At 68.2% G+C, this 12462-nt stretch carries 17 protein-coding genes; 4 read left to right on the top strand and 13 right to left on the bottom strand.

What is annotated here, in order from left to right:
- Positions 1 to 76 precede the first annotated feature (76 nt).
- A complete protein-coding gene (locus G5C66_RS18360; RefSeq protein WP_241248643.1) occupies positions 77 to 991 on the top strand; it encodes an alpha/beta hydrolase in 915 nt (304 codons plus the stop codon).
- A 109-nt stretch (positions 992 to 1100) separates the two neighbouring features.
- Positions 1101 to 2402, top strand: coding sequence for a cytochrome P450 (locus tag G5C66_RS18355; protein WP_165112385.1), 1302 nt, complete (start codon positions 1101 to 1103; stop codon positions 2400 to 2402).
- A 30-nt stretch (positions 2403 to 2432) separates the two neighbouring features.
- On the opposite strand, the gene G5C66_RS18350 is transcribed toward G5C66_RS18355, so the two are convergent.
- Both G5C66_RS18350 and truA read right to left on the bottom strand, forming a co-directional pair.
- Positions 2433 to 3050 carry a class I SAM-dependent methyltransferase gene (locus G5C66_RS18350; RefSeq protein ID WP_165112384.1) on the bottom strand — a complete coding sequence of 206 codons (618 nt, stop codon included), beginning with the start codon at positions 3048 to 3050 and terminating at the stop codon, positions 2433 to 2435.
- Positions 3037 to 3900 (bottom strand): tRNA pseudouridine(38-40) synthase TruA, encoded by an 864-nt coding sequence (gene truA, locus G5C66_RS18345; RefSeq protein WP_165112383.1) that lies wholly within the window; start codon positions 3898 to 3900, stop codon positions 3037 to 3039. The genes G5C66_RS18350 and truA overlap by 14 nt, the downstream gene beginning before the upstream one ends.
- A gap of 44 nt (positions 3901 to 3944) precedes the next feature.
- On the opposite strand from truA, the gene G5C66_RS18340 reads away from it, so the two are divergent.
- Together G5C66_RS18340 and G5C66_RS18335 are read left to right on the top strand one after the other, a co-directional pair.
- Positions 3945 to 4892 (top strand): ketopantoate reductase family protein, encoded by a 948-nt coding sequence (locus G5C66_RS18340; protein WP_165112382.1) that lies wholly within the window; start codon positions 3945 to 3947, stop codon positions 4890 to 4892.
- A 54-nt stretch (positions 4893 to 4946) separates the two neighbouring features.
- Entirely contained in the window at positions 4947 to 5603 is a 657-nt protein-coding gene (locus G5C66_RS18335; RefSeq protein ID WP_165112381.1) for a hypothetical protein, read from the top strand.
- A 48-nt stretch (positions 5604 to 5651) separates the two neighbouring features.
- On the opposite strand, the gene rplQ is transcribed toward G5C66_RS18335, so the two are convergent.
- The 11 genes from rplQ to G5C66_RS18280 form a co-directional block, all read right to left on the bottom strand.
- Positions 5652 to 6191, bottom strand: a complete 540-nt coding sequence (gene rplQ / locus G5C66_RS18330) for a 50S ribosomal protein L17 (RefSeq protein WP_165112380.1) — start codon at positions 6189 to 6191, stop codon at positions 5652 to 5654.
- A 116-nt stretch (positions 6192 to 6307) separates the two neighbouring features.
- On the bottom strand, positions 6308 to 7324 hold the full coding sequence (locus G5C66_RS18325; RefSeq protein WP_008361061.1) for a DNA-directed RNA polymerase subunit alpha: 1017 nt from the start codon (positions 7322 to 7324) through the stop codon (positions 6308 to 6310).
- Positions 7325 to 7473: 149 nt separating this feature from the next.
- On the bottom strand, positions 7474 to 8082 hold the full coding sequence (rpsD, locus tag G5C66_RS18320) for a 30S ribosomal protein S4 (RefSeq protein ID WP_008361060.1): 609 nt from the start codon (positions 8080 to 8082) through the stop codon (positions 7474 to 7476).
- Between the two features lie 34 nt (positions 8083 to 8116).
- Complete coding sequence (gene rpsK, locus G5C66_RS18315; RefSeq protein ID WP_008361058.1) at positions 8117 to 8518, bottom strand: 30S ribosomal protein S11; 402 nt, start codon at positions 8516 to 8518, stop codon at positions 8117 to 8119.
- A 71-nt stretch (positions 8519 to 8589) separates the two neighbouring features.
- Entirely contained in the window at positions 8590 to 8967 is a 378-nt protein-coding gene (gene rpsM / locus G5C66_RS18310) for a 30S ribosomal protein S13 (RefSeq protein ID WP_008361056.1), read from the bottom strand.
- 145 nt (positions 8968 to 9112) lie between these two features.
- Complete coding sequence (gene rpmJ, locus G5C66_RS18305) at positions 9113 to 9226, bottom strand: 50S ribosomal protein L36 (RefSeq protein ID WP_008361054.1); 114 nt, start codon at positions 9224 to 9226, stop codon at positions 9113 to 9115.
- Positions 9227 to 9252: 26 nt separating this feature from the next.
- Positions 9253 to 9474, bottom strand: coding sequence for a translation initiation factor IF-1 (gene infA, locus G5C66_RS18300; RefSeq protein WP_011757309.1), 222 nt, complete (start codon positions 9472 to 9474; stop codon positions 9253 to 9255).
- Positions 9475 to 9707: 233 nt separating this feature from the next.
- Complete coding sequence (locus G5C66_RS18295) at positions 9708 to 10961, bottom strand: styrene monooxygenase/indole monooxygenase family protein (RefSeq protein WP_165112379.1); 1254 nt, start codon at positions 10959 to 10961, stop codon at positions 9708 to 9710.
- A gap of 33 nt (positions 10962 to 10994) precedes the next feature.
- Complete coding sequence (locus G5C66_RS18290) at positions 10995 to 11585, bottom strand: GTP-binding protein (protein WP_165112378.1); 591 nt, start codon at positions 11583 to 11585, stop codon at positions 10995 to 10997.
- A complete protein-coding gene (locus G5C66_RS18285; protein ID WP_165112377.1) occupies positions 11563 to 11907 on the bottom strand; it encodes a DUF742 domain-containing protein in 345 nt (114 codons plus the stop codon). Before G5C66_RS18285 ends, G5C66_RS18290 begins: the two co-directional genes overlap by 23 nt.
- 79 nt (positions 11908 to 11986) lie before the next feature.
- Positions 11987 to 12436 (bottom strand): roadblock/LC7 domain-containing protein, encoded by a 450-nt coding sequence (locus tag G5C66_RS18280; RefSeq protein WP_165112376.1) that lies wholly within the window; start codon positions 12434 to 12436, stop codon positions 11987 to 11989.
- Positions 12437 to 12462 lie beyond the last annotated feature (26 nt).

Here is a 12462-nt window from a genome sequence, read left to right as displayed (position 1 = left end):
CGTGTTGGACAAATCGGTCCCATCAGTAGAACGTGACGCTCGACACATTTTGGCAATTACCGATATGACTGACGCCATGCCTCCGCTCGACAGCCAGATCGCTGACCTGCTCACTCTCTTCGCGAAGGGCCAGCCCCTGGAGTCCTACGATCCGCCGACGGCACGAACCCTCTATCGGGCGCTGGCGGAGGGAGTGCCGCTACCACCCGTCGGCTCCGTGGAGGCGTCGACGATCCCCGGGGCGGCCGGCGACCTGGACGTACGCATCTACCGGCCCACCACGCAGGGCCCGCTGCCGACGATCGTGATGTTCCACGGCGGCGGCTGGGTGGTCGGCGACCTCGACACCCACGAGGACCAGGCCCGCAACCTCTCCACGATCTGCGACGCCGTGGTCGTCGCGGTCGACTACCGGCTCGCGCCCGAGCACCCCTTCCCCGCCGCCTACGAGGACGCGGTCGCCACGGCGCGCTGGGTCAGCGACAACGCGGCGACGCTCGGAGGCGACGGCCGGGTCGCGGTCGCCGGGGACAGCGCCGGCGGCAACCTGTCGGCCGCCGTCGCCCAGGCCTTCCGGGACGAGGGGCGCGAGCTCGCCGGCCAGCTGCTGATCTACCCGGCGACCGACATGACCAGCGGCTACCCCTCCTACGCGGAGAACGGCCACGGCTACTTCCTCGAGCTGCCCACGATGAAGTGGTTCTCCGACAACTACGTCGGCGACGCCGACCGCAGCGACCCCCGTCTGAGCCCGATCAAGGGGTCCCTGGAGGGCCTGGCGCCGGCGGTCGTGGTGACCGCGGAGTTCGATCCGCTGCGGGACGAGGGCATCGCGTACGCCAAGGCGCTGGAGAGCTCAGGGGTCCCGACGACCTATCACCACTGCGACGGACTCATCCACGGCTTCTTCGCGATGGGTCATCATTCGCAGGCGGCGCAGGTCGCGATCGAGGAGACGTGTGCGCTGTTCAGGACCGTGCTCCACGGGTGATCCAGGACACACTCGCAAACCAGGGGTATTCCTGATGACCGTCGTTTGAGGATGGTCCAGACTGGGCCGCATGCCGATTGCTGCCCAGGTAAGTTCCTCTGTACGGGCGATGACGCGGCCGCTGACCGAGCGCGTCCGCAAGCTTGCCCTGCAGTTCGCGATGCGGGGCAAGGAGACGCCGATCCCCGACATCACCACGCTGCGCAAGATCCCCGAACACCTGACCTTCCCGCTGCGCCGCGACGGCGTCGACCCGGTGCCGCTGCTCGCCGAGAGCCGGGCGCAGGCACCGGTCACCAAGCTCGGCTCGGTGCTCGGCCTCGACATCGTGCTGGTCACCGGCCACGCCGAGTCCAAGCACGTCCTGGCCAACAAGGACAGCTACTCCAACGACATGCGCCACCTGCTCGGCACCCGCAAGCGCACCGACGCCGAGGGCATCGGTGGCCTCGGCATGACCGACCCACCCGACCACACCAAGCTCCGCGGCCTGCTGACCCCGGAGTTCACCATGCGCCGCCTGGGCCGTCTCAACGGGATGATCGACCGGATCGTCACCGATGCCCTCGACGACATGGAGGCCAACGGCCCCGAGGTCGACCTCGTCCAGCACTTCGGCTTCGAGATCCCCTTCCGGGTGATCTGCGAGCTTCTCGGCATGCCCGAGGACGTACGCGACGAGTTCCACAAGCTCGGCATGGCCCGCTTCGACCTCTCCGAGGGCGGCGCCGGCGCCTTCGGTGCCGCCACCGAGACCAGGACCTTCCTCATCGAGCAGGTCCGCCAGCAGCGTGCCAACCCCGGCGACGGCATGATCGGCGAGATCATCCGCAACAAGGGCGCGGAGTACGACGACGTCGAGCTCGGCGGCCTCGCCGACGGCGTCTTCCTCGGCGGCTACGAGACCTCCGCCTCGATGCTCTCCATGGGCGCCTACGTGCTGATGCAGAACCCCGAGGCGTACGAGATCCTGCGCTCGGGCGACCGTGCCGGGGTCGACACGGTGGTTGAGGAGCTGCTCCGCTACCTGTGCCCCGTCCAGCTCGCCTTCCCGCGGTTCGCGCGCGAGGACCACGACCTCTTCGGCCTGCCGGTCAAGAAGGGTGCCGTCGTCCTGGTCAGCCTCACCGGCGCCAACCGCGACCCCGCGGTCGTGCCGAAGCCGGAGCAGTTCGACCTCCGCAACGCCGAGACCATGCACTTCGCCTTCGGCCACGGCATGCACCGCTGCGTCGGCGCCGAGCTGGCCCGGATGGAGCTCCGCGCCGCCCTCACCGGCCTCGCCAGCCGCTACCCCGACCTCGCCATGGCCACCGACGACCCCGGCGACCTCGGCTGGCGCGACCTCTCGGTCGTCTACAGCCTCGACCGCCTCCCGGTGAAGCTGACCAAGGACCCGGTCCCCGCCTGACCCAAGGTCCGCCGAGTCGGCCCGGCGTGGTCAGGCGCGTACGGTCTCCAGGACGCGGAAGCCCTTGGCGCTGCCGATGCGGGTGGTGGGGAAGCCCTGCTCGTCGAGCCAGCGCTGGAGGGAGTCGCCGCCGAGGTTCTTGCCGACGACCATGACGGCACGGCCGTCGGGGGCGAGGCGCGGGAGCCAGGTGAGGAGCAGCTCGTGGAGGGCCTGCTTGCCGATCCGGATGGGCGGGTTGCTCCAGATCTCGTCGTACGTCACCGCCTGGTCGATCTCGGCCGGGACCGCGGCGCGGTAACGGTCGGAGAGCCCGAGGGCGGCGGCGTTCTCGTTGGCCAGCAGGACGGCGCGCTCGTTGACGTCGACGCCGGTGACGTACGCCTCCGGGACGGCGAGTCCCACCGCGAGCCCGATGACGCCGTAGCCGCAGCCGAGATCCAGGACGCGTGCGCCCGGCTTCAGCGCGGGCGGCTCGGTCTCCTTGAACAGCACCGACGTGCCGATGTCCAGGCGGCCCTTGGCGAAGACGCCCGATCCCGAGACCAGCGACAGATCCAGATCCCACACGGTCGCAGAGACCGGGATCCGTTCGAAGGGGACCGACGGGTCGGCGGAGAAGTAGTGCTCGTCGTCAGTCCCGGTCAACCTCGTCAGCCTCTCTCCGGTTCATGGTGCGCTCGTGCTGGGCCGCCAGCATGTCGTCGGGCGGATAGGCGACCTCTTCGAGGGTCAGCCCGTTGGCGGGCGCGATCGGGATCGACGAGGTGCGCGAGCGCGCAGCCAGCGACTCCTTGGCCCAGGTGACGTCCTTGCGGCCCTCGCCGATCACCATCAGGCAGCCGACCAGCGACCGCACCATCGAGTGGCAGAAGGCGTCGGCGAGGACAGTCGCCTCGATGATGCCGTCGGGGCGCCGCTCCCAGGTGAGCTGGCGCAGGTCGCGGATCGTGGTGGCACCCTCGCGCGGCTTGCAGAAGGTGGCGAAGTCGTTGAGCCCGACGAGGTCGGCCGAGGCGACGTTCATCAGCGACAGGTCGAGCGGCCGGGTCCGGTAGAGCACGTGCCCGCGCTGCAGCGGGTCGACGTACGCCGGGTCGTCCACGATCCGGTAGACGTAACGTCGCCACAGCGCCGAGAACCGGGCGTTGAAGCCTTCGGGAGCCTCGACGGCGGCACGAACCCGCAGGTCGGCGGGGAGGATCCCGTTCAGCCGGCGCACCAGCGCGTCGAGCGGCGACTGCTCCGACCGTCCGCGCGAGGCAGCGAGCAGGTCGGCGTCGATGTCGAAGTGGGCCACCTGGCCACGCGCGTGCACGCCGGAGTCGGTCCGCCCGGCGACCGTCACCCAGACCTGGGACCGCTCCCCCGTCGACGGCACCCGTAGCGCGGTCGCCAGCGCGTCCTGCAGAACACCCTGGACCGTACGCAGTCCCGGCTGGGTCGCCCAGCCGTGGAACATGGTGCCGTCGTAGGCGAGGTCGATCCTGATGCGCACGGGCCCATTCTCGCAGCGACCACGCCGTTTGCCAGACTCGGCGCATGCGCTACGTGATCTTCGGTGCCGGGGCTGTCGGCGGAGTGGTCGGCGGGCTGCTGCACCGCGCGGGGGTCGATGTCACCCTCGTCGCCCGCGGCGACCACCTCCGAGTGATCCGCGAGCGTGGCCTCACGCTCGACACCCCGGAGGCGGTGCTGCGTCTCGACGTCCCCGTGGTCGCCGACGCCGGCGAGCTCACCTGGACCGAGGACACCGTCGTGCTCCTCAGCGTCAAGAGCCAGCAGACCGAGGCCGCGCTCGAGGACCTCGCCGCGTACGCACCGCCGAGCACCCCGGTGGTCGCCATGCAGAACGGCGTCGCGAACGAGCCGCGGATCCTGCGGCGGTTCGCCCGGACGTACGCCATCCATGTCGTCCTCCCCGCCACGTTCCTGACGCCGGGCACGGTCGTCCAGGGCTCCGGCAACAGGCCCGGCATCCTCGACATCGGCCGCTACCCGGCCGGCGTCGACGAGACCGCCGGCGCGATCGCGAACGACCTGGTCGAGGCGGGGTTCCTGAGCGAGCCGCGCGCCGACATCATGGCGTGGAAGCACCGCAAGCTGCTCAACAACCTGGGCAACGGCATCAACGCCGCGATCGCCCCCGGCCCCAGCGACGAGGAGATCTACGCCCGCTGCCTGGCCGAGGCCGAGGCCGCCCTCGCTGCCGCCGGCATCAGCGTCGTGACCGCCGACGAGGACCGTACGCGGCGAGCCGGCCACATCACCGGACGCGGCGGCACCAACAACAGCTCGACGTGGCAGAGCCTCGCCCGCGGCAGCGGCGTCGAGATCGACTACCTCTCCGGGGAGATCGTGCTGCTCGGCCGTCTCCACGGCGTCCCGACGCCGGTCAACGAGGCCATCCAGCGCGCGGTGCACGACATCGCCCGCACCGGCGCCGAGCCCGGCAGCATCGACGGCACCATCTTCCTCGCCGGCCTCTGACGTCTGCTCCGAAAAGGGTGGTCAGCCACCCCGGACTCCGGCAGGCTGCCGGTCATGAGCCACGCCTCGCCGCCTCCGCCGTCGCCACTGCCACCTGCCCAGGTCGCCGGCTCCGCGTCTCGATCCACCAGGACAGCGACCATCGTCGTGATCGTGGCGGTGGTGATCCTGCAGATCCTGATCGCCCTGACCGGCCTCGTCCTGACGTACGTCCTCGACGGTTCCGAGGCCGGCATGACCCTCACCACGGTCGCGACCATCGTGCTCAACGCACTGGTGTACGCCGTGGTGGCAGCGGGCGCGGCGTACATCGCCCACAGTCCGACGGGCCGGCTCCTGGGCATCGTGCTGCCGATGCTCGCCTGGCTGTTGAGCTCCGGACTCTGGTACGGCCTCCCGCAGCTGCTCGACTTCTACAGCGCGGCCGTCAGCGGTCTTCTCGGACCGCTGTTCCTGGTGATGGTCCTGGCCGGCTGGGGATGCGCCGCCTGGACCGGCCGCCGTTGGCTCATCGGGCTCCCCGTCACCTATCTCCTGCTCATCGGCGTGCACGTCTCGCTGTCGCTCGCGATGACACCGGAGATGTCCATCGACAACATCCCCCTGATGCTGATACTGACCGCATTCACCACCCTCGCGACGACCCTCGTCCTGGTCTTCGGCGGGGTCGTCTGCTGGCTGCTGGCCCGCTCCGAGCAGACCGGGAAATGACAGTGGCCCGCCACCCTCGCGGGTGGCGGGCCACAGCTCAGAACCAGATCAGGCCTTGGCCTCGTCCTCGGTGGTCTCCGCAGCGGGAGCCTCCTCGGCAGCAGCCTCGGTGGTCTCGTCGGCGGCGGTCTCCTCGACCGGCGCCTCCTCAGCCTTCTCCTCGACCTTCTCCTCGGCGGGAGCGGAAGCCGGGGCCGCGGCAGCCGGAGCAGCCTTGGTCTTCGGCTCGTAGGCCTCGGTGACGAGCTCGATCACAGCCATCGGAGCGTTGTCGCCCTTACGGGGACCGATCTTGGTGATCCGGGTGTAGCCACCCGGACGCTCCGCGAACTGCTCGGCGATCTCGGTGAAGAGGGTGTGCACGACGGACTTGTCGCGGATGGTCTTGAGGACCTCGCGACGGTTGTGCAGGTCACCCTTCTTGGCCTTGGTGATCAGCTTCTCCGCGACCGGGCGGAGGTGCCGGGCCTTGGCCTCGGTGGTGGTGATGCGGCCGTTCTCGAACAGCGCGGTGGCGAGGTTCGAGAGGATCAGCTTCTGGTGCGCGGGCGAACCGCCGAAACGGGCACCCTTCTTCGGGGTAGGCATCGTGCCTGCTCCTTCTCTCCGGCCGTATCAGGTACCGGGGTAGACGCCCAAGTGGGCGATTTTCTTTATGGGTTAACGCCGGGCCGCGGCGAAGCCGCCTGGCCCGGCGCTACAACTCAGTACTGCTCGTCCTCGACGAACGCGTCGTCGTCATCGTCGCCGTAGGCGGCGAGGGCGGCGGACGGGTCGAAGCCCGGAGCGCTGTCCTTGAGGGACAGGCCCATCTCGTGCAGCTTCAGCTTGACCTCGTCGATGGACTTGGCGCCGAAGTTACGGATGTCGAGCAGGTCCTGCTCCGAACGCGAGATGAGCTCACCCACGGTGTGGATGCCCTCGCGCTTGAGGCAGTTGTAGGAACGAACGGTCAGCTGCAGGTCCTCGACCGGGAGGGCGAGGTCGGCGGCGAGCTGCTCGTCGACCGGCGACGGGCCGATGTCGATGCCCTCGGCGTCGACGTTCAGCTCGCGGGCCAGACCGAAGAGCTCGACCAGGGTCTTACCGGCCGAGGCGATCGCGTCGCGGGGAGCGATCGACGGCTTGGTCTCGACGTCGATGACGAGCTTGTCGAAGTCCGTGCGCTGCTCGACACGGGTGGCCTCGACCTTGTAGCTGACCTTGAGGACCGGCGAGTAGATCGAGTCGACCGGGATGCGGCCGATCTCGTTCTCGGCACCCTTGTTCTGGACCGCGGAGACGTAGCCACGACCGCGCTCGACGACGAGCTCGAGCTCGATCTTGCCCTTGTCGGACAGCGTCGCGATCTTCAGGTCGGGGTTGTGCACCTCGACACCGGCCGGCGGCGCGATGTCGGCGGCGGTCACGTCACCGGCACCGGACTTGCGCAGGTACATGGTCACGGGCTCATCGTGCTCGGAGGAGACGACCAGACCCTTGAGGTTGAGGATGATCTCGGTGACATCCTCCTTGACGCCCTCGATGGTCGAGAACTCGTGGAGAACGCCGTCGATCTTGATCGAGGTGACCGACGCACCGGGGATCGAGGAGAGCAGGGTGCGGCGAAGAGAGTTGCCCAGCGTGTAACCGAAGCCCGGCTCGAGGGGCTCGATCACGAAGCGGGAGCGGAACTCCTCGACGGACTCTTCCGACAGGGTGGGGCGCTGTGCGATAAGCACTGATTTGTCCTTTCCGGGCCGACCGCTATTTGACGGACCCGAACTTCAAGGGGTGATGACGGAAGGCTGTGGGGGCGGCAAGGCCCCGGCGTACGACTTCTGTGAAGTTTGAACGCCGGGGACCCGCCATGGTTACTGCAAGGGGCTGATCAGAGCTTCGAGTAGTACTCGACGATCAGCTGCTCCTGGACCGGGACGTCGATCTGAGCCCGGACGGGGAGCTGGTGAACCAGGATGCGCATCCGGCTCGGGACAGCCTCGAGCCAAGCCGGGACGACGCGCTCGCCGTGGGTCTCGCGAGCCACGATGAACGGGGTCATCTCCAGCGACTTCTCGCGAACGTCGATGACGTCGTGAGCCGAGACCTGGAACGAAGGCACGTTGACCTTCTTGCCGTTGACCAGGAAGTGGCCGTGGACGACCAGCTGGCGGGCCTGGCGGCGGGTGCGGGCGAAGCCGGCACGGTAGACGACGTTGTCCAGGCGGCCCTCGAGCAGCTGGAGCAGGTTGTCACCGGTCTTGCCGTCGCGACGGTGGGCCTCGGCGTAGTAGGAAGCGAACTGCTTCTCCATCACGCCGTAGGTGAAGCGAGCCTTCTGCTTCTCACGAAGCTGGAGGAGGTACTCGCTCTCCTTGATGCGGCCGCGGCCGTGCTGACCCGGCGGGTAGGGGCGCTTCTCGAACGCTGCGTCGTTGCCGACAAGGTCGACACCGAGACGGCGCGACTTGCGGGTCATGGGTCCGGTGTAACGGGCCATTACTCTTCAGTCTCCTTCTATGTCTCGGTGGGGATCAAACGCGGCGGCGCTTGGGCGGACGGCAACCGTTGTGCGGGGCCGGCGTGACGTCCTGGATGGTGCCGACCTCGAGGCCGATCGCACCCAGGGAACGGATCGCGGTCTCGCGGCCCGAGCCCGGGCCCTTGACGAAGACGTCGATCTTCTTCATGCCGTGGTCCATCGCCCGGCGGCCAGCGGCCTCGGCGGCCATCTGAGCGGCGAACGGGGTGGACTTACGCGAGCCCTTGAAACCGACGGTGCCGGCCGAGGCCCACGAGATCACCGCACCGGTCGGGTCGGTGATCGTGACGATCGTGTTGTTGAACGTGCTCTTGATGTGGGCCTCGCCCTGAGCGACGTTCTTCTTCTCCTTGCGACGGATCTTCGTCGCACCCTGTCGGGTCTTCGGAGGCATGCATTAACTCCTGTGTTGGCTGGTCTGTGAGATCGAGGCGAAAGCCGGATCAACGCGCAGAGCGCGTCGGATCACTTGGCCTTCTTCTTGCCGGCGACGGTGCGCTTCGGGCCCTTGCGGGTGCGCGCGTTGGTCTTGGTGCGCTGACCGCGGACCGGAAGGCCCTGGCGGTGACGGCGACCCTGGTAGCTGCCGATCTCGATCTTGCGGCGGATGTCAGCCTGGACCTCACGACGGAGGTCACCCTCGGTCTGGATGCCCTGGGCCTCGATCTCGTCGCGGAGCTTGACCAGCTCGTCCTCGGCCAGAGCGTGCACCCGGGTGTTCGGGTTGACGCCGGTGGCCTCGAGGAGCTTCTGCGAGGTGGTACGGCCGATGCCGTAGATGTAGGTGAGCGCGATCTCCACACGCTTGTCGCGCGGAAGGTCAACACCTTGGAGGCGTGCCATTGTGTTCCTTACGTTTCATCAGAGGTGTCGGTCGGGTCGCGTCCCGGGGTGGCACCCTCGGGCTCCGGCCTCTGCTCCGGAGGTGACTTCGGACTGACGTCCTAGCGACTCGATGCGAATATTCAGTTGTCCCTGCGAGCTGGGCTCAGCCCTGGCGCTGCTTGTGGCGCGGGTTCTCGCAGATCACCATGACGCGGCCGTGGCGACGGATCACCTTGCACTTGTCACAGATCTTCTTCACGCTCGGGTTGACCTTCATGTCAGCCCTTTCTTGTCTAGACCGGCTTACTTGTACCGGTAGACGATCCGACCCCGCGTCAGGTCGTAGGGGGACAGCTCCACCACCACGCGGTCCTCAGGAAGGATCCGGATGTAGTGCTGTCGCATCTTGCCGCTGATGTGGGCGAGAACCTTGTGTCCGTTGCTCAGCTCCACACGGAACATAGCGTTGGGGAGGGCCTCCACGACGGTGCCCTCGATCTCGATCACGCCTTCTTTCTTCGGCATGCCCTCTGCAATCTGTTGGTCGGTCATCTACCGTTCAAAACCACGGATCGGATGACCCATGGGTGGCCCGGGAACCTCTCCGAGACTCGGAGTGGACCTCGTGAAGCCATCTGCATGTCTCACCCGCAAGCGCACAGAAGCGCGCTGACCGGGCAGCCGCGAGGCACGACGAGACAGACCCACGTTGGACCGACTACCAAGCCTAGACCCCTAGAACAGCAATGCCCTAATCGTCAAGCCCTGGTGGCGGCGTCGCCATCGGCGACCTGGGCGACGTACGCCAGCGCCGCCTCAGGGTCGCCGAGGAACGGTCCGAGGTCCTCGGGGTGCGGGAACAGCCGGGTGAACCGGTCCGCGACCGCCTGGTGCTGGGTGGCGGCACCGAGCACCTGCTGCACGTGGTCGGGCAGCGGGTTGAGCAGCGCGTCGGTCAGGCCGGTCGAGTGCTGGGCACGGGTCTCCCAGAAGGTCTCGAAGGTCGCCTGCATCCACTCCGGGTCGAACGGCTGCTCCCCACGGTCGAGGATCGCCTGGGTGTAGATCCCGGCGCAGTGGGCGGCGTTGTTGGAGCCCTGGCCGGCGATCGGGTCGTTGACCACGACGACGTCGCCCATGCCGAAGACGTACGTGCCGTCGGCGACCTCGGCGTACGGCTTGCGGACCATGCCGGTGAAGGCCCCCGAGAGCGAGGCGCGGGCGTCGGTCGGCTCGCACTCACGCATCAGCTCGCCCTCCCACGGCATGTGCTCCAGCATCAGGTGCTGCAGCCGGCGCAGGTGCTCGTCGGGCCGCGGGCGGTCCCAGAAGCAGTCGAACGGACCCTCCGGGATCGCCTCGACGAACGCGACCCGGCTCGGCCCCGCCTGGGTCAGCGCGCTGATCACGAACAGCTCGCCGACGCCCGGCGCGACGTTGATCCGCATGCTCCCCGCCGGGAAGTCGTCGGGCTCGACCCAGCCCTGGAGGTAGATGGCCGAGAGCGCACGGCCGGGCTTGTCGTACTTCGACCTCACCGGGTCACGGTCGAACAGGTCGACGATCTCGCCCTTGCCCGCCGCGATGAGCGTCAGGTCGTACATCGGCGCCAGCCCGGCCAGGTCGGAGGTCATCACGGGGTGGTAGATGATCCGGCCGCCGCGGTCCTCGAACAGCTCCAGCCAGGTCGACATCTTCAGGCGCTGGTCGACGGACATCGCGTACGGCTCCCAGGGGCCGTCGAACTTCAGCGCCCGGACGCCGGGTTCCGGGCTGACCGAGATGCCGACCGCGGGGATGCGGGGCGCCTCGTCCTCCCACAGGTTCAGGTCGTAGGCACGCTCGTAGGCCAGCGCGGGGTCGAACATGACCTGGGTCGACATCGGCCAGCCGTCGCGCAGCTCGTCCGGCGTACGCGCCGACATGACCGTCACCTCATAGCCCTCGACCTGGAGGCTGAGGGCGAGCTGCATGCCCGCCTGTCCGGCGCCGACGATCAGGATCTTGCGCAATGAAACTCCTTCGGAGTTGGCACGCCTCCGGGCTCAGGCGCGTGTGGGGGTGGTTTTCATCGTGTGCGTCAGGCAGGTGACCAGGGTCTTGGCCGTCGACCGGCGGTCGCGGGCGTCGACGGTCACCAAGGGGATCCGCTCGTCGAGACAGAGCGCGTCCCGCACCTTCTCCAGGGAGTGGGTCAGCTTCCCGTCGAACAGGTTCACGGCCACGATGAACGGCACGTCGGAGTCGTTCTCGAAGTAGTTGACCGCCGGGAAGGACGCGTCGAGCTGGCGGGTGTCGACGAGCACGACCGCACCGCTGGCGCCACGGCACAGGTCGTCCCACATCGGCCAGAACCGGGGCTGCCCCGGGGTGCCGAACAGGTAGAGCAGCAGGTCGGGCGCGAGGGTGACCCGGCCGAAGTCCATCGCGACCGTGGTCGTGGTCTTGGCGCTCGAGTCCGAGAGCGGGTCGACCGACTCGCCCGCCTGCGTCATCCACGCCTCGGTGTTGACCGGCGGGATCTCGGAGACCGAGGCGACCAGGGTCGACTTCCCGACTCCGAAACCACCCGCGACCACGATCTTGGCCGAGGTGACGGTCAGTCCCTGACGGTCAGCCGAGCTCGGAAAGGCCATCGATAACTCTCTTCAACAAACGGTGGTCGAACGGGGAGTCGTAGGCCCCGTCGTTGATCTGCAGGTGATCGGTCGAGGCGAGGTCCTCGAGCAGCACCCGCGTCACGCCGAGCGAGATCCCACAGTGCGCGGAGAGCTCCGCGACCGACTGCGGCCCGAGACGTACGCGGTCGTAGAGCCTGCGCGACTCCGGCGTCAGCTTGGTCGCCGCGCGCGCATCGAAGTGCGACGCGGAGACCAGCGTGTGCACGTACAGCTGGTGCTTGGTCTGCGTGCGGCCGCCGGTGAGCACATATGGACGTACCCACGGGTTTCCGCTCACGTCGCCGCCTCCGTAGCGCAAGCGCCAGTGTACGGACGCGGCGACGTGTTGATCCCTTGGTTCGCTCGCTGACGCTCGCTCACGCACGCTCCCCCGCCATCGAGCTGACCGTCATCTGACGCAGCTCGTCACGCATCTGGGGGGTGAGTACGTGGCCGACGGCGTCGACCAGCTGGGCCATCTTGTGGGCCACGACGCCGAGGTTGGCGCCGGCGCCCACCAGGACCGCGAAGCCGGCGAGGTCGCCGATGCCCATGAAGAGGAAGTGACCGGTGTGGAACTTCAGCATCACCTGGTCGCAGCCCGGCTCGCCCACCTCGCGCGCGATGTTGTTGCCGAGACTGATCACACCGGCGGTCATCGCCGCCAGCGGGTCGGCGACGTTGGCGGACATGCCGCCGGCACCGATCAGCGGGAGTCCGTCGGAGGAGACGATGAGTGCGTGGGTCACGCCGGGGGTGGAGCTGGCGAAGTTGTCGATCAGCCAGCTGAATTCCTTGGGGTCGCGGGGGACGACCGGGCTTTCCATTACGAAAGGGTTCCTTTCACTGCTGG

This window comes from Nocardioides turkmenicus (genome assembly GCF_011045035.1).
Taxonomy (GTDB): Bacteria; Actinomycetota; Actinomycetes; order Propionibacteriales; family Nocardioidaceae; genus Nocardioides; species Nocardioides turkmenicus.
This window is presented reverse-complemented; position numbering and strand designations above follow the sequence as displayed.

What these genes read in the sequence shown, in the direction of transcription:
- rpsD (WP_008361060.1), bottom strand. Translation starts at nt 8,082, where the DNA reads ATGGCCCGTTACACCGGACCCATGACCCGCAAGTCGCGCCGTCTCGGT.
- rpmJ (WP_008361054.1), bottom strand. Translation starts at nt 9,226, where the DNA reads ATGAAGGTCAACCCGAGCGTGAAGAAGATCTGTGACAAGTGCAAGGTG.
- G5C66_RS18335 (WP_165112381.1), top strand. Translation starts at nt 4,947, where the DNA reads ATGAGCCACGCCTCGCCGCCTCCGCCGTCGCCACTGCCACCTGCCCAG.
- rpsM (WP_008361056.1), bottom strand. Translation starts at nt 8,967, where the DNA reads ATGGCACGCCTCCAAGGTGTTGACCTTCCGCGCGACAAGCGTGTGGAG.
- G5C66_RS18340 (WP_165112382.1), top strand. Translation starts at nt 3,945, where the DNA reads ATGCGCTACGTGATCTTCGGTGCCGGGGCTGTCGGCGGAGTGGTCGGC.
- infA (WP_011757309.1), bottom strand. Translation starts at nt 9,474, where the DNA reads ATGCCGAAGAAAGAAGGCGTGATCGAGATCGAGGGCACCGTCGTGGAG.
- rpsK (WP_008361058.1), bottom strand. Translation starts at nt 8,518, where the DNA reads ATGCCTCCGAAGACCCGACAGGGTGCGACGAAGATCCGTCGCAAGGAG.
- G5C66_RS18355 (WP_165112385.1), top strand. Translation starts at nt 1,101, where the DNA reads ATGACGCGGCCGCTGACCGAGCGCGTCCGCAAGCTTGCCCTGCAGTTC.
- G5C66_RS18360 (WP_241248643.1), top strand. Translation starts at nt 77, where the DNA reads ATGCCTCCGCTCGACAGCCAGATCGCTGACCTGCTCACTCTCTTCGCG.
- G5C66_RS18290 (WP_165112378.1), bottom strand. Translation starts at nt 11,585, where the DNA reads ATGGCCTTTCCGAGCTCGGCTGACCGTCAGGGACTGACCGTCACCTCG.
- rplQ (WP_165112380.1), bottom strand. Translation starts at nt 6,191, where the DNA reads ATGCCTACCCCGAAGAAGGGTGCCCGTTTCGGCGGTTCGCCCGCGCAC.
- G5C66_RS18280 (WP_165112376.1), bottom strand. Translation starts at nt 12,436, where the DNA reads ATGGAAAGCCCGGTCGTCCCCCGCGACCCCAAGGAATTCAGCTGGCTG.